The following is a 17,189-nucleotide window of genomic DNA, read 5'->3' as shown; positions in this document are numbered from 1 at the left end:
GCTTACAACCAGAGGTTCAGCAATTGCGCGCCGTGGGCATCGCCGTCGGCGAAATGCTGTCCGTTGCTGCTGAGGAAGCTTTGACCGGCGCTGCTCTTGTCCCAGAACTGACCACGCAGGAACACGCTCATGCCGGCGATGCTCTGGCTGCCCGGTGGTTGGGCGATCAGCGTTAGCCGCTGCCAGGCCTGACCTTCGCTGAGTTCACCGGCCTTGAGGCTGACAGAGCCCGGCGCGGGCAGGCCTTTATAGCCGCGCCACGGTTGATCCCAAGACCCACGTCCGACGACGAACGCCGGGACCGCCACCAGTTGCGCGCCTTGGTCGTCAAGTTTGCGGTAGTTGTCGGGGTACCAGCTGTCGCTGCCGATCAGCACGCCGAGGCGTCCGGCCGGGGTGTCGACGACGTTGACCGGATGATCGGAATTGCCTTGGAGCGTGCCACGTCCAGCGAACGTCGGGTGCACTTGTCGCTGGGGCTGGCCGATTGGCAGGCCGTTGCGACCGAACACCACGCTGCTGTTGTACAGCGCGCCGTGGCCGATGTGCAGGGTGCCGTCGCTGACGCTCGGCTCGGGCAGCACGATGGAACCGGCCACCAGGGTCACGTGGAATTCTTTCGCCAGGCCACCGAACAGCGCCTGGTAATCCTTGGCCATGCGTTTGGCTTTCATCCGCAAGTGCGCGTCGTCGAGACGGTTGCTGCCTTCGGCGGTGATCAGGGCGCGGATGAACTGCAGCGGGTTGCTCACCGCCAGCCAGTTCAAGGCTTCCTTGAGGGTGGTGGCCTGGTACAGCTCGTCTTTCTCGCCGCTGACCATCAGCCAGGTGCCGATATGTTCAGGCAGTACGACGATGGTTTTTTCATTCAGCAGGCCCTGGTCCTGGGCCTTCTGCAAATAGGCCGCGAGCTTGCGGCGCAGGCGTTCAGGGCTTTGATAGTCGGTGGGGAACAGTTCGGGCTGGATGCCCAGCAGATTGCCACGATCGGCGGGCGTGCCCTGATCGACCGCGAGATTGATGCGCAGGTCCGACAGGTAATGACCCACCGGACGGTCCGCGGCCCACATCGCGTAGGTCGTCAGAACGGCGATCAACGCCATGGAGAGGGTCAGGTACAGAAGTTTGCGCATGGAAAACAGTCAGCGGCCGTGTGCAGGGTTCGCGACTAGGGTAGGGCCCATGCCTGCGCTTGCCAAGGGGCGCTGCGCATTTGGATCAATAAGTTGTCAGTTACGGTCATTGAGTGACAGCGGTGCGACTCTTAGTCTGTCGAACATGACTGACGGGGGCCGAAGAGCTCCTGCAAATTTTCCGTGATCGTTCGATGTGGAGTTACCGATGGCCGCCGCTCATTACCCGCACCTGTTGGCCCCGCTGGACCTGGGTTTTACCACGTTGCGCAACCGTACCCTGATGGGTTCGATGCACACGGGCCTCGAGGAAAAACCCGGCGGTTTCGAACGCATGGCCGCGTACTTCGCCGAGCGTGCCCGTGGCGGCGTAGGCCTGATGGTCACCGGTGGTATCGGCCCGAACGATGAGGGCGGGGTTTACTCCGGCGCCGCCAAGCTGACCACCGAGGAAGAAGCGCTCAAACACCGGATCGTCACCCGCGCGGTGCACGAGGCGGGCGGCAAGATCTGCATGCAGATTCTGCATGCCGGGCGTTATGCCTACAGCCCGAAACAGGTGGCGCCGAGCGCGATCCAGGCGCCGATCAACCCGTTCAAGCCTAAAGAGCTGGACGAGGAAGGCATCGAGAAGCAGATCAGCGATTTCGTTACCTGCTCGACCCTGGCGCAAAAAGCCGAGTACGACGGTGTCGAGATCATGGGTTCCGAAGGTTATTTCATTAACCAGTTCCTCGCGGCCCACACCAACCATCGCACCGACCGCTGGGGCGGCGCCTACGAAAACCGCATGCGCCTGCCGGTGGAAATCGTCCGTCGGGTGCGCGAAGCGGTCGGCCCGAACTTCATCATTATCTTCCGCCTGTCGATGCTCGACCTGGTGGAAGGCGGCAGCACCTGGGAAGAAATCGTGCAGTTAGCCAAGGCCATCGAGCAGGCGGGCGCGACCATCATCAACACCGGCATCGGCTGGCACGAAGCGCGGATTCCGACCATTGCCACCAAGGTGCCCCGTGCAGCGTTCAGCAAGGTCACGGCGAAACTGCGTGGTTCGGTGAGTATTCCGCTGATCACCACCAACCGCATCAACACCCCGGAAGTCGCCGAGCAGATCCTGGCCGAAGGCGATGCCGACATGGTGTCGATGGCGCGGCCGTTCCTCGCCGACCCGGACTTCGTCAACAAGGCGGCGGCCGGCCGTGGCGATGAAATCAATACCTGCATCGGTTGCAACCAGGCTTGCCTGGATCACACGTTCGGCGGCAAGTTGACCAGTTGCCTGGTGAACCCGCGGGCCTGCCATGAAACCGAACTCAATTACCTGCCGGTGCAGCAGATCAAGAAAATCGCCGTGGTTGGCGCCGGTCCTGCGGGGCTGTCCGCCGCCACCGTGGCCGCCGAACGCGGTCATCAGGTGACGCTGTTCGATTCGGCCAGTGAAATCGGCGGCCAGTTCAACATCGCCAAGCGCGTGCCGGGCAAGGAAGAGTTCTTCGAAACCCTGCGCTACTTCAACCGCAAGTTGCAGACCAGCAACGTCGAGCTGTGCCTGAACACCCGTATGGACGTGGCGCAGCTGGTCGAGGGCGGTTACGACGAAATCATCCTCGCTACCGGCATCGCGCCACGGGTTCCGGCGATTCCGGGTGTCGAGCACGCCAAGGTGTTGAGCTACCTGGACGTGATCCTCGAGCGTAAACCGGTGGGCAAACGCGTCGCGGTAATCGGCGCTGGCGGTATCGGTTTCGACGTGTCGGAATTCCTCGTGCACGAAGGCGTGGCCACCAGTCAGGACCGCGAAGCGTTCTGGAAGGAGTGGGGCATCGATACGCACCTTGAAGCGCGTGGCGGTGTCGCGGGCATCAAGGCTGCGCCGCATGCGCCGGCTCGTGAAGTGTTCCTGCTGCAACGCAAGACCTCCAAGGTCGGCGATGGCCTGGGCAAGACCACTGGCTGGATTCACCGAACCGGTCTGAAGAACAAAAAGGTGCAAATGCTCAACAGCGTCGAGTACCTGAAGATCGACGACGAAGGCTTGCACATCCGCATCGGCGAAAGCGGCGAACCGCAGGTGCTGCCGGTGGACAACATCGTGATCTGCGCCGGGCAGGACCCATTGCGCGAGTTGCACGACGGTCTGGTTGCGGCCGGGCAGAACGTGCACTTGATCGGCGGCGCGGACGTGGCGGCGGAGCTGGATGCCAAGCGTGCGATCAACCAGGGTTCGCGGTTGGCGGCTGAACTCTAACGTTCGCAGCTATCCCTTGTAGCAGCTGGCGCAGCCTGCGTTCGGCTGCGCAGCAGTCGCAAAATCAGCCATCGCGGTATTCCAGATAAACCGAGGTGTCAGGATTGACGACTGCTTCGCAGCCGAACGCAGCCTTCGGCAGCTGCTACAGGGTTCGTGCTGGCTGATAGACTCCTGTTTTTCGTCAGAACGTAACGCATCAATGCTTTTTCCTCCTGCCGACTGGCTCCCCCAAGCCCCCCTCGAACCCCTTCACCTCGACTGGCTCACCACGGCCGGCATCGACGTCGCCATCCTGCGTCTGGACCAGATCGACCCGCTGATCAGCGGCAACAAGTGGTTCAAACTCAGCGAACACCTGAAAGCCGTCGACCAGAACGGCGCCCAAGGCATTATCAGCCTGGGCGGTGCTCACTCCAACCATCTCCACGCATTGGCCGCGGCGGGCAAGCGCTTCGGGTTCACCACCGTCGGTTTGCTGCGCGGGCCCCCGCAAGACACCCCGACAGTAACGGACTTGCAGGCGTTCGGCATGCAGTTGCACTGGCTGGGTTATGGCGGTTATCGGGCGCGGCACGAACCGGGTTTCTGGCAGCCGTGGCGGGCGCAGTATCCCGAGCTGCAACCGGTGCCGGAAGGGGGTGGTGGCTTGCGTGGGGCGAAGGGCTGCATGCAGCTGGTGGCACAGGCCCGCGAGCAACTGAGTGGTCTGGGCTGGAGCAACTATGACGGCTGGTGGCTGGCCTGCGGAACGGGCACGACCCTGGCCGGTCTGGTGCTGGCCGAGGCGGGTGAACACCCGGTGTATGGCGCGTTGGCGGTGCCCGATGATCATGGCGTGGCGCAGCAGGTCGAGATGATTGTGCAGGAAGCCGGTTGGGTCGATCCCTTGTATGAACTGCTGGACGCCAGCCGTGGCGGTTTTGCCAAAGTCGATCCGCAGCTGCTTGCATTCATCGAGCAGACCGAACAGGCCAGCGGCATTCTTTTCGAACCGCTGTACACCGGCAAAGCGCTCATGGCACTCAAGCAACAGGTCGAAGCCGGTAAATTTCCTCAGGGCACGCGTCTGATCTTCATCCATACCGGCGGCTTGCAGGGCCGCCGGGGATTCGAACAAGGTGGTCGCGACTAACCGCGTTTAGGCATCATCCGCAGCAGGGTGTTATCGCGCACCACATAGTGGTGGTAAAGCCCGGCCACGGCGTGCAGCCCGATCAGCCAATAACCGATGGTGGCGCCGAGCTCATGCCAGCCCTGGAATTGCTTGGCCAGCGGCTTGTTTTCTTCGATCAGCAATGGCAGGTCAACGCCATAGAACATCACCCGATGCCCCTCGGCGCTGGTAGTCAGCCAACCCAGAACCGGCACGGCGATCATGAAAATATACAGTGCCCAGTGCATCAGCTTGGCGAGCACGCTTTGCCACTGAGGCGAGGCCGGGAAGATCTGCGGCGCTGGCCCGAGGCTGCGGGCGAACAACCGTAACCAGACCAACGCGAACACGGTCAGGCCGAGCATGAAGTGCGCTTCCTTGATCAGCGTTCGGCCGCCACTGCCTTTGGGAAAGATCCCGCGAAATTCGATACAGGCGTAGACCAGTATTAACAGAACCAGCATCAACCAGTGCAACGCGATCGATACGGTGCTGTAGCGTGATTCGGAATTCTTCCAGGGCATACGGTGTTTCCTCACAATTCTGGTCTGAAGTCACCGTTCTTGTTCGACGGCGTGCACTAACTGTAATCCTGTTTCGCAGGATTTGCCCGAGGCAAATGGGCCGTTCAATGCTCTAAATCAAGTGATCGACCACAAAAAAGCGCCAGCTCCATCAAAGGAACTGGCGCTTTTTTATGAGGCGAGAGGTGCAATCAGTTGGTTTGCGGCATTTCGCCGTTGGCCAGGCGCTTGTTGATGTCGGCGATCACCTCGGGCAAGTCGGTGATGGTGTCGATCATGTAGTGCGGTCGCGAGCCTTCGAACAGGGCATGAATGCGCTTGCGTTCGCTGGCCAGTTTGTCGCTGCTTAGCGCGCGATAACCTTCGTAGTCCAGACCCAGCGCGTTACCGGAGCAGATCAACGCCACGGTCCACATGCCGGCACGGCGACCTTCGAGAATGCCCGGCACCGTGTCGTCGATCTTCACGCAGGCCGCGACGTCGTCGATGCCCAGCGCAATCACATTGGCCAGGGCCTGAGCGGGCCATGGGCGGCCGTTGGGCACTTCGTCGGTGGCGACCACGTGATCAGCGACATAGCCGTTGGTGGCGGCCAGTTCCGCCACTTTGTCCATGACCTGTTTCGGGTAGCCGGAGCACGAGCCGATCTTGATCCCTTGTTGGCGCAGGTTGGCGATGGTGTCCAGGGCGCCCGGAATCAGCGCCGAATGTTCGGCGATTTTTTCGATCTGCAGCGGCATGAAGCGTTGGTAGATGGCGGTGACGTCATCGTCGGTCGGCGTACGGCCAAACACCTGGCGATAGCGCTCGGCAACTGACGGTTGATCGCACAGGGTGCGGATGTGGTCCCACTTGCCCATGCCCATCGGCCCACGGGCTTCTTCGATGGAAACCTGGACGTCGAACTCGGCGAAGGCTTCGACGAAAATCTGTGTCGGGGCGAAGGAGCCGAAATCGACCACAGTGCCGGCCCAGTCGAGGATGGCGGCTTGCAGTTTGGTTGGGTTGCTGTAGTTCATGTCTCATATCCTGTCTTGGGGAATTGTGATCCAGATCGTGGTGGATCAGATGTCGATGACTTCCATCTCGCGCAGCACCTCGGCGACAGCCGCCACCGCTGCGTGCATTTCGGCCTGGTTGACGTGGCCGATGCAGCCGACGCGGAAGGTTTCGACCTGGGTCAGTTTGCCGGGGTAGAGGATGAAACCCTTGGCCTTGACCCGTTCGTAGAATTCCTTGAACTGATAGCGAGGGTCTTTCGGCGCGTGGAACGTGACGATAATCGGCGCCTGGATCGCGGCGGGCAGGAAGCTGCGCAGGCCCAGTTTGGCCATGTCATCGAGCAGCACCTGGCAGTTGTTGGTGTAGCGCTGATGCCGGGCCGGCAAACCACCTTCTTCGTTGTATTGCAGCAAGGCTTCGTGCAGCGCCGCGACCACGTGGGTCGGTGGGGTGAAGCGCCATTGACCGGTCTTGGCCATGTAGCTGTGCTGATCGAACAAGTCCATCGCCAGCGAGTGCGAGTTGCCGGCGGCGTTCGCCAGCGCTTTTTTGCGCGCGAAAACGAAGCCCATCCCCGGCACGCCCTCCAGGCATTTACCCGAGGCGGCGATCAGAGCGTCGAACGGCACCTGTTGCGCATCGATCGGCAGGGCGCCAAACGAGCTCATCGCGTCGATGATCAGGCGTTTGCCGTGCTGCTCGATGACGTGGGCGATTTCCGCCAGCGGGTTGAGGATGCCGGTGCTGGTTTCGCAGTGAATCAATGCAACGTGGGTGATGCTGGCGTCGGCCTGCAGCAGGCGGTCGACGTCGGCGGCGGTGGTCGGTTGGTCTTCGGCGGTTTCGAAGGTGCTGAACGAACGGCCGAGCACTTCGCAGATCTTCGCCAGGCGCTTGCCATAGGCGCCGTTGATCAGCACCAGGACTTTGCCGTCCCGGGGCACCAGCGTGCCGATCGCCGCTTCGACCGCGAACGTGCCGCTGCCTTGCAGGGGCACGCAGTGGTGGCTGTCGCCGCCGTTGATGATCACCAGCAATTGCTCGCACAGGCTGGCGGTCAGTTGGTTGAAGCGGTCATCCCATGAACCCCAGTCGACCATCATCGCCTGACGGGTGCGCGGCGATGTGGTCAATGGGCCGGGGGTGAGCAGGATGGGCTCGGCAGTACGCATTCTTGTGTCCTTGCAAAAGCTCAGTGGGATGAAACTACGGGGCATAAATTGCAATTCGGAGTGCTATCAATCAAATTGTTTGTTGTTATGCCAACCATCAGCGAGAGTTATTCATGAACCTGTTCCAGCTGCGCGCCTTCGACGCCGTGGCCCGCGAGGGCAGCTTCACTCGTGCCGCAGCGCGCCTGTTCATCAGCCAACCGGCGGTCACCGGGCACATCAAGGCGCTGGAGGAGCACTACCAGATCACCTTGCTGCGCCGCACCGCGCGGCGCGTCGAACTGACGGAAGAGGGCACCAGACTCGCGGCGATCACCCGGGCGATGTTCGGCCTGGCCGAAGAAGCGCAGGCGATGCTGGAGGCCAACCGGCAGCTACTCACCGGGCGCCTGGAAGTGGCGGCGGACGGCCCGCACATGGTCATGCCGATGCTCGCCAGCCTGCGTGCGCGTTATCCGGGGATCGCCGTGAACCTGCGGTTGGGCAATGCCCAGGAAACCCTCGCGGCGCTGCTGTCGGAGCATGCGGATGTGGCGGTGCTGACCGAAGTCGAGCCGCGCAAAGGGTTGCATCTGCAAGGGTTGAGCGAGTCGAGGATTTGCGCGTTGGTACCCGTTGGCCATCCGTGGGCGCAGAAGTCGAAAGGGCTGCCGCTCAAGGCGCTGGACCAGGTGATCATGGTGTTGCGCGAGCCGAGTTCGATTACCCGGCGCACGTTCGACGAGGCGTGCGTTCAAGCCGGGGTCAGTCCTCGGGTGTTGCTGGAACTGGACAGTCGCGAGGCCGTGACCGAGGCAGTGGCCGCCGAGTTGGGCGTGGGCGTGGTGTCGTCGGTGGAAGTCAGCCACGACCCACGGGTGGCGGCGGTGCCGATCATTGGCGAGGGGCTGGTCAATCGGCACATGATCGGCTGCATGGAGCGGCGGCGGGATTTGCGCTTGATACAGGCTTTTTTTGGGTTGGCACCAAATCTGAGTTGATCGTGGGGCCTCTGTAGGAGCTGCCGAAGGCTGCGATCTTTTGATCTTCGCATTTAAAAGCAAAGTCAAAAGATCGCAGCCTTCGGCAGCTCCTACGGGGCTCGCGAACCCTCTCCGGTAATCGACAAAGGCGTCACGGCATCAGATCCGAGCGGTTGATCAGCCAATCGAGCAGTAGATGCGCATCGCGGCGTGGTTCGGGAGCGGGCCGGGAAGGCTGGAGGTTGCTCATGCCGGCACACAACACCGGCCGGTCCGGGTCGCTGTCGAGAAAACTGACCAACACTTCGGTGCCGGCCATGGGCAGCCTGGACGGATCGATCCGACCGTCCGGTGCTGCGAGGGCGACCGGTAGCCAGAGTCCAACGGACTCATCCGCCTCGAACCCCGGTTTCGGCCACAAGCAGACCTGTATTCGGCCTTGCTCATCGAGTGCCGCCGGTTGCCCGACGGGGCCCAGCACCCTGGCGGTCTGATAGCCCGGGATGCTCGGCCTGACCTGTTTGAGCGCCGGCCTGAATACCGTTGACCAGGGAATGGCGGTGAAACGATTGCTGTAGCGCCGGGCCATGTCATGGCCGGGCTTGTCTTCGACGAGAATCGACGGCTGCTGCCCCTGGTGCTGGATGTCGGTGAGCAGCCACTGATCGTTGAAACTCGAGAGCGGGTGCTGCGCCACTTGTACGATTCGTCCGCTGCGCAACTCATTCTGGGTGCTTTGGCCGTGAATCTGCCGATGCTGGCAACGCAGGCGTTCCAGCAAGCGGCGGCCGAGCTGTTCGCGATGAAGCTGTTCGGGCGCAGGTCTTGCCGTAACCGGGCCCGTTCCGGCAAGCGGGTGGTTGGCCGCACCGTCGCCGATCAGGTGCGCGCCGCGGTTTCTGGCATCCCATTGTGCCGGGGCGGGGGCCGGGTCATGGCGCTGGAACAGTTCGCTGATCGCCGGCAAGAGCGGGTCGTTGAACACATCGGCATGGAACGGCATCAGCAGCGGTTCCTGCGGGAAACTCAGGCTGTCATCGGCCAGGACCAGCACGTGCCCGTCATGCTGATGTTCGAAGTGGAAGTGGATGCCTTCTTCTTCACACAGCCGCTGCATGAAGGCCAGATCGCTCTCATCGTACTGAATGCAAAAGGGCCGCAGCGGGTAGTGGCCGCAGGTCAGGTCGAAGCGATAGCTGTGCTCGGGCAGCTGATGCTTCTCCAGCAACTGACGCACGATCGCCGGCACGCTGAGACGATGAAATACCCGACGCGAACTGTGCAGCTGAAGTCGTTGGACATGAGGCGCCAGCACCAGCGAGTAGCCGACCCGATGCGGGCCGCGATGTTCGCGACTGACGCTGTGGATCACGCCGTGAATGCCTTGGTCGGCCGACAGCCTCAGGAACGCCGGTTGTTGCAGCAACCGGTCCAGGTTCATCGCCGGTGCGAGGCCGATCACCTCGATGTCGAATCGATAGGGCAGGTTGAGGCCTTCGCGGCCATTGAACTGCAACACCTGCAAACTCAGGCCGCCGTCGAGGAGTGTCAAGGTGTAGGGACTTTCCTTGTCGTTGTGCATCGAATGCGCTTCTGCCATGGAGAACGGGCGCAGAGGGTACGAAACCACAGCCCTGAAGCGTCACCGCAAATCGACTTTTCAGAATTGCCCTACAAACACTGTTGAAGATGTCGATCGGTCATCGGCTGAAGATGTTGGAATTTTTGGTCGATTGGCATCTTTAGGCCGTATAAACTTGCGCTACGCGTCGGCCAATAGATGTCTCGGCGCCACAGATCAAGAGAGTGAGTAATGGGCGCACAGTGGAAGGTTAAACACAAAGAAGCGGCAGCCAACGCCAAGGGCAAGATCTTCGGCAAACTGGTGAAGGAAATCACCATTGCTGCGCGCAACGGTGCCGATACCGCCACCAACGCACACCTGCGTCTGGTGGTCGAACAGGCAAAAAAAGCCTCGATGCCTCGCGAAACCCTGGAACGCGCGATCAAGAAAGGCTCCGGCCAGCTCGGCGAAACCGTGCAATACCATCGCGTGACGTATGAAGGGTTCGCACCGCATCAGGTGCCGCTGATCGTTGAATGCGTGACTGACAACATCAACCGCACCGTCGCTGAAATCCGCGTCGCGTTCCGCAAGGGCCAGTTGGGCGCTTCCGGTTCGGTGGCCTGGGACTTCAACCACGTCGGCATGATCGAGGCGTCCCCGGACAGCCCTGACGCCGATCCGGAAATGGCCGCGATCGAAGCCGGCGCCCAGGATTTCGAGCCGGGCGAAGACGGCGCGACGCTGTTCCTGACCGACCCTGCGGACCTGGATGCGGTACAGAAAGCGCTGCCGGAGCAAGGCTTCACCGTGTTGTCGGCCAAGTTGGGTTATCAGCCGAAGAACCCGGTGAGCGGCTTGAGCGACGAGCAGATGGCAGAAGTCGAAGCGTTCCTCGAAGGCCTCGATAACCACGATGACGTGCAAGACATGTTTGTCGGGTTGGCGGGTTAAGCGGTTCTGACCGTTGTGATTTAACCTGTGGTGAGGGAGCTTGCTTGTGGTGAGGGGGCTTGCTTGTGGCGAGGGGGCTTGCCCCCGTTCGGTTGCGCAGCAGCCGTCGCTTTAGGGGTCGCTTCGCAACCCAACGGGGGCAAGCCCCCTCGCCACAGGTTCTACTTTTGCCGCTAGTTGAACGCGGCCATCTCCCGCACCACCTCACTGAACCCCGGTCGTGCCAACACATCCGGCTGACAGCAGCGCTGTTGTAAATCCTCTAACGCGACCCGCTGTTCAGCGCTCAACCCCGAGTCGATCCGCTCCAGCAATTCTCCCAGCAAAATCCCGAACGCCCGTACCTCGATCCGTTGCAGCGCACGGCTTTCGAGACTGTCCGAGGTGGCATGGAAAGATGCCGCGCCAAAATCCCCCAACAGACAATCGCCATGTTCGTTCCACAGAATGTTGTGGCCATAGAGGTCGCCGTGGGTGATGCCTTGGCGATGCAGGTGTTCGGCCACCGAGGCGATGCCACTGGCGATGCGCATGGCCACGCCGGCGCTGAACCGGGTGTCGTCGGCATAGATGTCGCGGGAGCACGACGCCAGGCTCGGCAGGCTGGCCAGGTTGCGGTAGCTTGGATCGATCAGTTGCATCACCAGCCCGGCCTGCGCCTGCGGATGCCCGACGATCCGCCCTTCGACCCGGATCAGGTTGGGGTGGATGCCGGCGGTGATGCAGGCGTTCATTTCGTGCAACGGCGAGCCGTCGCTGGTCATTTCGCCTTTGTAGAGTTTTACCGCGACCTGTTTTGTCTGCTCCCACAACGCCTGATGAATGACCCCCGACGCGCCTTCGCCGAGTTTCTGCTCCAGGCTCAGCTCGGACCAGGGAATGCTCGTCGTGGCTTCAAGTGCGGCCGCATCGGCTTCGGTTTCCAATGGGTTACCGGCGTACGCCAGCCAGGTCAGGCTCGGCAGGCTCAGCAGCCATTCGGGAAGCTCGGTGAGCTGATTGGCGGCAATGCGGATCAGCTCAAGTCGATGACAGTGGCTCAGACTCTCGGGCAAACGCTGTAGCCGGTTGCCGGCGAGCATGAGTTTTTGCAGGTGCGGGCGCTCGCCCAGTTCGGTGGGCAGATCGGTGATGCGGTTGTCGGTCAGGATCAGCCAGCGCAACAGCGGCGGCAGGGCGGCGGCCGGCACGTGTTCGATGGCGTTGGCCTTGAAACCGATCATCGTCAGCGCCGTACACTGGCCGAGGCAGGAGGGCAGTTCGGTGAACTGATTGTTCGAGCAGAACAGCACGCGCAAACGGGTCAGGCGGTGCAGATCGTCCGGCAGGCTGCGCAAGGCGTTGCCGCTGAGGTTGAGCACTTCCAGCGAGTCCGCCAGGTCGAAGATTTCCCGGGGGAATTCGGTCAGGCCACAGACCAGGTCCAGGCGGGTGATACCCGACAGTTGGCCGGCGCGCAGTTGTGCGAGGGTGTGCATAGGCAGGTTCGCTATTGATCTGAGGGAAGGCGCGGGGGCCTGGAAATGGGCGACATGATAGCGGGAAAGTGGTGGTGGCTGTCAGGCGAGTTCCCTGACCTCCAGCAACTGCCCCAGCCGGCTGCGCGTGCGCGCCAGGTCGATGGCATCGCCATCCAGGCATTCGCGCAATGACTGGTGGCCGAGCAGAATCAGGTGTTTGTCCTGGTCGTACAAGACGTCGATCAGGTTGATGAAGCGTTGTTGGGCGGCGATTGAACAGTCGGCGAGGCTGGGCAGTTTGTCGATGATCCAGCGGTCGAAACGCCGGCACAGTTCCAGGTAGTCCATGACGGCGGTGGGGTGTTCGCACAGGTCGGCGAAGGTGAAGCCGATGGTTCGCCCTTCGCAGTATCGGGCTTGTAGGTGTCGTGTCCCGACGGGCAGCCGAATGGGTGGTGCGTCGTGTTCGAGCAGGTGCAGCGCCTGACGCTGGCTCACCGTGGCCGGCCAGACGTACTGGCCCTGGGTAAACAGCTGCTGCGCATGGGGTCGCGCCTGACTGCGGTAATCATGGGGGCCGCCGACTTCCATCACCTGCATGCGCGTGTTGATCAGGTCGATCACCGGTTTGAAACGGGCATGGTAAAGCGGGTTGGGCAGTAAACCTTCCGGCGGGTAGTTTGAGGTCACCAGCAGCAGAATCCCCCGGCGAAACAGCGCCTTGAACAGCCGGGTGATGAGCATCGCATCGCCGATGTCATGCACGTGGAATTCATCGAAACACAGCACCCGGCAGTCTTGCAGCAGTTCGTCGAGGGTGGTTGCCAGCGCATCGGGCTGATCGCGATGGCTGAACATGCCCTGGTGCAATTGCGCAAAAAACTCATGGAAGTGCAGGCGCTGTTTTGCCGTGACGGGGATGGCCTGGAAAAAACCGTCGAGCAGCCAGCTCTTGCCGCGCCCGACCGCACCATGGAGGTAAAGCCCGGGGAGTGGCGCCGATGACCCCGGCAGCGCCGACGCGTGCTGCGCCATGCAGTCGATCACGCGCAACTGGCTGTGGCTGAGGGTATAGCCCTGAACATGGGCCTTGTGGCGGAAGTAGTCGTGGATCACCCGGCCTTGCGCGCTGCCACTGGTTGGCGCCGCGAATGCCTTGCCGAAAAAACGGCGTAGCGCGGACCAGCGTGGTGTGAGTTGCGGACGGTTGGGCGGTCGTACGGCCAATGTGATGTCACCCCGTAATCTTCAGGCCGGCTCCCCCTGAGCCGCGGCGGCGTAGTTTAACCAAGTGGGTAATTTCCCTTCCACTGCTGCCGACCAAGCTTTTGTGTCGAGAAGGCTTTTGTGGCGAGGGAGCTTGCTCCCGTTGGGCTGCGAAGCGGCCCCAAAAAAGGAACTGCTGCGCAGTTCAACGGGAGCAAGCTCCCTCGCCACAGGCAAGCTCCCGTGCCACAAAAGCCCTCTCACCTGATCTTCGAGGTTAACGCTCGATACTGCGATTCCACCGGTCATTCCACGCCGGGCGCTGTTCGTTGACCTGATCCCAATCGATGGCAATCGCCGTTTCCAGATAGTGCTTCATCGCCTCGACCTGACCGCGGGTCTTGTCGCTGGTTGGCGTATTCGGGTTCGACGGAATCTGATCGCCGTCTTCAAGCGCCGCAGCCTGTGCTTCAGGTGTCAGCAAGAAGGCTGCGAGTTTCTGCGCCAGTTCCGGTTGGGTGTTGTTGGCAATGGCGCATTCGGCCACGTTGAGCACCACCGAGCCTTCCTTCGGCTGGGCATATTCCACCGGCATGCCCTTGAGTTTCAGCGCGGTGACCTGGGTCGGGGTCAACGGGAACAGCGCCGCTTCGTCGGTCTGGAGCATTTCGGAGATTTTCGCCGAGCTCGGAATGTACTCCAGCACGTTGCGCCCGACGGTGTTCGGCCAGGCCTTGAACCCCGGTTCGACGTTGGTTTCGCTGCCGCCCTGAATCCGGTTGAACATCAGGAAACCGTGCAGGCCGAAGGTCGAGGAGGCCATCGACTGGAACACCAGTTTGTCCTTGAAACGCGGGTCGGCCATGTCCATCCAGGAGGTCGGCGCGTTCCAGCCTTTTTCCTTGAACAGCCGCGTGTTGTACGCCAACCCGGTAACGCCGAGGCTGACCGCCACCGCTTGATCCTTGATGCGGCCCTTGGGCGGAATCTGCGCCAGGGTCGGGCTGTCTTCGAGTTTGTCGCACAGGCCCATGGCAATGGCGCGGTACATGATGCCGTCGTCGAGGAACATCACGTGCAATTGCGGGTTGCCTTTGCTGGCCTGGACCTTGGCCAGGATATCGGCCGAGGTCCCCGGCACGATCACCACTTTGACGTTATTGGCTTTCTCGAAAACCGGCAGCACCTTGTCGGCGTAGAGCCGCTCCATGGTCCCGCCGTTCATGCCCAGGTAAAGCGTCGGCTCGGCGTGGGCCTGAGTGACCGTGAGCAGGGCGCTCATGCAGGACAAACCGAGCAGTGCAGTGCGTTTGAGGTTATTCATTGGCGCGACCTTCCTCTATCAAGCTACGGAGATGGAGTGAAACCGGGTGATGGAAAACGCATCCAGCAGCGTCTTTGACGCGCCGCTACAGATGATCTCGGTGAGCGCCTGGCCCACCGCAGGCCCGATCTGAAAGCCCGCGCCGGCAAAGCCGAACGCGTGCAACAGACCGGGTTGGGTGCTGCTGTGGCCGATCACCGGTTGACGATCGGGTAAATAACCTTCGGTGCCGCTCCAGGTGCGAATCGCCTGGGCGCCTTCAAGAAACGGGTAGAGCTCGACGGCCTGACGCAGGATCTCGATCACCGCGCTCTGACCAGGCCGGGCGCGGGCACTATCAAGGGCAAAGCCCTGGCCGCCGCCCAACACACAGTTGCCCCGCGCGACCTGACGGGCATAGATGCCGCCGCCTTCGACGCCGGTGCTGGCATTCATCACCAGCGGCAACGGTTCGGTGACCAGCATCGCCGGGTGACCGGCATGCATCGGCACCGCTTCACCGAATTGCGCGGCAAGGCTGCCGGCCCAGGCGCCGGCGCAGTTCAGCAGCCAGGGCGCGTGTAGCTCGAGGCCGGTTTGAGTGCTGACGCGAAAGCGCTGACCATCGTGTTCCACCGCCGTGACTGCACATTGCTCATGCACCTGCGCGCCATGCCGACGTGCCGCTTGGGCAAACGCCGGAGACACCAGGCGCGGGTTGGCGTGGCCATCGTCCGGGCACAGCGAAGCACCGACCGCGACGTCTCCGACCCACGGAAAACGTGCGCGCAACTCACTGCGGTCGAACAGTTGCAAATCGAGGCCGAACCCTTGGCTGCTGGCGGCGTAGTCCTGCAAGGCGTGCAGGTCGTTGAGGCTGCGGGCGAGTTTCAAGTGGCCGCTGCGCTGGTACTCGCCATCGATGCCGATCAATTGCGGCAGCTGTCCCCAGATTTCGTGGGCCCGTTGCGACAACGGCAATTGCGACAGCGGCCGGCCCTGACGACGCACGCCGCCATAGTTCACGCCGCTGGAATGCGAACCGCAAAAATCCCGTTCCAGCAGCGCTACGCGTCGGCCAGCCTTGCTCAGAAACAGGGCGGCGGAGGCCCCGACAATGCCACCGCCAATGATGACTGCCTCGACTTCGATCATGGCTCGACCTCCAGACCGAACGGCAAGGGTTTGATCGGTGCCTGAGCCCGCAACCGACCGATGTCGGCTACCGAACGCTGGCTTTCGCAGGCAATGATTTCCGCTGCGGCGGCCCCGCACATCCGACCCTGACAGCGACCCATACCGACCCGGCAATGGGCCTTGACCCGGTTGATCTCCCAATGACCTTCGCGCACTACCTGGCGGATGTCGCCGGCGTGTACTTCTTCGCAGCGACAGATCATCAGGTCATCCGCAGCGTCGGTGGCCCAGCTTTCGGGGAAGGTAAAGGCACGCTCAAGACCCTGGCGGAACTTGCCGATTTCTTTCAGCGACTGTTCCAGCTGGGTGGCACGTTGCGGCGGGAGCAGGTAACCGCTGTCTTCAAGCAAGGCGAGGGCTGCCCGTTCGCCGGCCATTTCCGCCGCGTCGGCGCCCATGATGCCGGCGCCGTCACCCGCCAGGTACACCTCGGCGACACTGCTGCGCCCGGCGCTGTCACGCTGTGGCAGCCAGGCGCGGTTGAGCGGGTTCCAGGCGAATTCGCAGCCCAGTAAGTCGGCGAGTTGGGTTTCGCTGCGCAGGCCATGGGCGAAGGCGACGGCGTCGCAGTCGATTCGATGTTGGCCTTTTGCGTTGCGCCAGTTCAGCGATTGCACACGCTGTTGGCCATCGATGCCTGACAGGCTGGCGCCCTGATGCACCGGGATGCCGTGGGTGGTCAGCCAGGTGCGGTAATAGAGGCCTTTGGCGAGGGTAGCCGGCTGCGACAACAGACCGGGCAGGGCGCGGGCCTGAGCGCTGAACGGTGAACTGTCGAGCACCGCGACCACGTTGGCACCGGCCTTGGCGTATTGATAGGCCACCAGGTACAGCAACGGTCCGCTGCCGGCGAACACCACGCGTTCACCAATGGCACAGCCCTGAAACTTCAAGGCGATCTGCGCCGCGCCGAGGCTGTACACCCCCGGCAACGTCCAGCCCGGCACCGGCAGAATCCGGTCGGTGGCACCCGTGGCGACAATCACCCGAGAGAACGCCACACGTATGGCACGGCCCTCGTGCAAGGTGTCGAGTGCGTTGGCCTCGGCGTTCCATACCAGCGTGTCGGGGCGGTAATCGAGTTGTTCGCGCAGTGCGTCGATGGTTTGATGCAGCGCGTTGGCCTTGGGGGCTTCGAAGCCATACAACTTGACGGGCGAGCGCTTGAAGTTCGCCGGTTGCCGCCGATAAATCTGCCCGCCACCGCGAGCTGCTTCGTCCAGCAGAATAGGGCGCACGCCGTGGGCGACGAGGGTTTGTGCGGCACGGATTCCGGCGGGGCCGGCGCCGATGATGACGGGCTTCATA

At 62.3% G+C, this 17,189-nt stretch carries 14 protein-coding genes; 4 read left to right on the top strand and 10 right to left on the bottom strand.

What is annotated here, in order from left to right:
• Nucleotides 1-2: 2 nt before the first annotated feature.
• The gene (locus LOY36_RS18265; protein WP_258669699.1) at nt 3-1,133 is read right to left on the bottom strand and encodes a carbon-nitrogen hydrolase family protein; all 1,131 of its coding nucleotides are present in this window, start codon (nt 1,131-1,133) and stop codon (nt 3-5) included.
• A gap of 208 nt (nt 1,134-1,341) precedes the next feature.
• On the opposite strand from LOY36_RS18265, the gene LOY36_RS18260 reads away from it, so the two are divergent.
• Nucleotides 1,342-3,381: an FAD-dependent oxidoreductase gene (locus tag LOY36_RS18260; RefSeq protein WP_019648412.1), complete on the top strand. Its 2,040-nt coding sequence runs from the start codon at nt 1,342-1,344 to the stop codon at nt 3,379-3,381.
• A gap of 202 nt (nt 3,382-3,583) precedes the next feature.
• The gene (locus LOY36_RS18255) at nt 3,584-4,516 is read left to right on the top strand and encodes a 1-aminocyclopropane-1-carboxylate deaminase/D-cysteine desulfhydrase (RefSeq protein WP_258669691.1); all 933 of its coding nucleotides are present in this window, start codon (nt 3,584-3,586) and stop codon (nt 4,514-4,516) included.
• Here LOY36_RS18255 and LOY36_RS18250 read toward each other — a convergent pair.
• The 3 genes from LOY36_RS18250 to LOY36_RS18240 all read right to left on the bottom strand — a co-directional run bounded on the left by LOY36_RS18250 (nt 4,513) and on the right by LOY36_RS18240 (nt 7,235).
• A complete protein-coding gene (locus LOY36_RS18250; protein ID WP_019648414.1) occupies nt 4,513-5,061 on the bottom strand; it encodes a cytochrome b in 549 nt (182 codons plus the stop codon). The genes LOY36_RS18255 and LOY36_RS18250 overlap by 4 nt on opposite strands.
• A gap of 191 nt (nt 5,062-5,252) precedes the next feature.
• On the bottom strand, nt 5,253-6,080 hold the full coding sequence (gene phnX, locus LOY36_RS18245; protein ID WP_019648415.1) for a phosphonoacetaldehyde hydrolase: 828 nt from the start codon (nt 6,078-6,080) through the stop codon (nt 5,253-5,255).
• A gap of 45 nt (nt 6,081-6,125) precedes the next feature.
• Nucleotides 6,126-7,235 carry a 2-aminoethylphosphonate--pyruvate transaminase gene (locus tag LOY36_RS18240; RefSeq protein ID WP_258669681.1) on the bottom strand — a complete coding sequence of 370 codons (1,110 nt, stop codon included), beginning with the start codon at nt 7,233-7,235 and terminating at the stop codon, nt 6,126-6,128.
• A gap of 113 nt (nt 7,236-7,348) precedes the next feature.
• Between LOY36_RS18240 and LOY36_RS18235 the strand changes: the two genes are divergently transcribed.
• A complete protein-coding gene (locus LOY36_RS18235) occupies nt 7,349-8,215 on the top strand; it encodes a LysR substrate-binding domain-containing protein (protein WP_258669678.1) in 867 nt (288 codons plus the stop codon).
• 133 nt (nt 8,216-8,348) lie between these two features.
• On the opposite strand, the gene LOY36_RS18230 is transcribed toward LOY36_RS18235, so the two are convergent.
• Nucleotides 8,349-9,779, bottom strand: coding sequence for a type VI secretion system Vgr family protein (locus LOY36_RS18230; protein WP_258669675.1), 1,431 nt, complete (start codon nt 9,777-9,779; stop codon nt 8,349-8,351).
• Between the two features lie 231 nt (nt 9,780-10,010).
• On the opposite strand from LOY36_RS18230, the gene LOY36_RS18225 reads away from it, so the two are divergent.
• Nucleotides 10,011-10,715 (top strand): YebC/PmpR family DNA-binding transcriptional regulator, encoded by a 705-nt coding sequence (locus LOY36_RS18225; protein WP_007940960.1) that lies wholly within the window; start codon nt 10,011-10,013, stop codon nt 10,713-10,715.
• A 173-nt stretch (nt 10,716-10,888) separates the two neighbouring features.
• Here the strand turns inward: LOY36_RS18225 and LOY36_RS18220 are convergent, their stop codons facing one another.
• The 5 genes from LOY36_RS18220 to LOY36_RS18200 form a co-directional block, all read right to left on the bottom strand.
• On the bottom strand, nt 10,889-12,193 hold the full coding sequence (locus LOY36_RS18220) for a leucine-rich repeat-containing protein kinase family protein (protein WP_258669672.1): 1,305 nt from the start codon (nt 12,191-12,193) through the stop codon (nt 10,889-10,891).
• 81 nt (nt 12,194-12,274) lie between these two features.
• Nucleotides 12,275-13,402: a cell division protein ZapE gene (gene zapE, locus LOY36_RS18215; protein WP_258669668.1), complete on the bottom strand. Its 1,128-nt coding sequence runs from the start codon at nt 13,400-13,402 to the stop codon at nt 12,275-12,277.
• A 256-nt stretch (nt 13,403-13,658) separates the two neighbouring features.
• Nucleotides 13,659-14,705, bottom strand: coding sequence for an ABC transporter substrate-binding protein (locus tag LOY36_RS18210; protein WP_258669658.1), 1,047 nt, complete (start codon nt 14,703-14,705; stop codon nt 13,659-13,661).
• Between the two features lie 18 nt (nt 14,706-14,723).
• A complete protein-coding gene (locus tag LOY36_RS18205; protein WP_258669656.1) occupies nt 14,724-15,839 on the bottom strand; it encodes an FAD-binding oxidoreductase in 1,116 nt (371 codons plus the stop codon).
• Entirely contained in the window at nt 15,836-17,188 is a 1,353-nt protein-coding gene (locus LOY36_RS18200; protein WP_258669654.1) for an NAD(P)/FAD-dependent oxidoreductase, read from the bottom strand. The genes LOY36_RS18205 and LOY36_RS18200 overlap by 4 nt, the downstream gene beginning before the upstream one ends.
• Between the last annotated feature and the right edge of the window lies 1 nt (nt 17,189).

Origin of the sequence: Pseudomonas sp. B21-019 (genome assembly GCF_024749225.1) — a bacterium.
GTDB lineage: Bacteria > Pseudomonadota > Gammaproteobacteria > Pseudomonadales > Pseudomonadaceae > Aquipseudomonas.
This window is presented reverse-complemented; position numbering and strand designations above follow the sequence as displayed.

What these genes read in the sequence shown, in the direction of transcription:
- phnX (WP_019648415.1), bottom strand. Translation starts at nt 6,080, where the DNA reads ATGAACTACAGCAACCCAACCAAACTGCAAGCCGCCATCCTCGACTGG.
- LOY36_RS18230 (WP_258669675.1), bottom strand. Translation starts at nt 9,779, where the DNA reads ATGCACAACGACAAGGAAAGTCCCTACACCTTGACACTCCTCGACGGC.
- LOY36_RS18205 (WP_258669656.1), bottom strand. Translation starts at nt 15,839, where the DNA reads ATGATCGAAGTCGAGGCAGTCATCATTGGCGGTGGCATTGTCGGGGCC.
- LOY36_RS18220 (WP_258669672.1), bottom strand. Translation starts at nt 12,193, where the DNA reads ATGCACACCCTCGCACAACTGCGCGCCGGCCAACTGTCGGGTATCACC.
- LOY36_RS18210 (WP_258669658.1), bottom strand. Translation starts at nt 14,705, where the DNA reads ATGAATAACCTCAAACGCACTGCACTGCTCGGTTTGTCCTGCATGAGC.
- LOY36_RS18255 (WP_258669691.1), top strand. Translation starts at nt 3,584, where the DNA reads ATGCTTTTTCCTCCTGCCGACTGGCTCCCCCAAGCCCCCCTCGAACCC.
- LOY36_RS18265 (WP_258669699.1), bottom strand. Translation starts at nt 1,133, where the DNA reads ATGCGCAAACTTCTGTACCTGACCCTCTCCATGGCGTTGATCGCCGTT.
- LOY36_RS18260 (WP_019648412.1), top strand. Translation starts at nt 1,342, where the DNA reads ATGGCCGCCGCTCATTACCCGCACCTGTTGGCCCCGCTGGACCTGGGT.
- LOY36_RS18250 (WP_019648414.1), bottom strand. Translation starts at nt 5,061, where the DNA reads ATGCCCTGGAAGAATTCCGAATCACGCTACAGCACCGTATCGATCGCG.
- LOY36_RS18240 (WP_258669681.1), bottom strand. Translation starts at nt 7,235, where the DNA reads ATGCGTACTGCCGAGCCCATCCTGCTCACCCCCGGCCCATTGACCACA.
- LOY36_RS18235 (WP_258669678.1), top strand. Translation starts at nt 7,349, where the DNA reads ATGAACCTGTTCCAGCTGCGCGCCTTCGACGCCGTGGCCCGCGAGGGC.
- LOY36_RS18225 (WP_007940960.1), top strand. Translation starts at nt 10,011, where the DNA reads ATGGGCGCACAGTGGAAGGTTAAACACAAAGAAGCGGCAGCCAACGCC.
- LOY36_RS18200 (WP_258669654.1), bottom strand. Translation starts at nt 17,188, where the DNA reads ATGAAGCCCGTCATCATCGGCGCCGGCCCCGCCGGAATCCGTGCCGCA.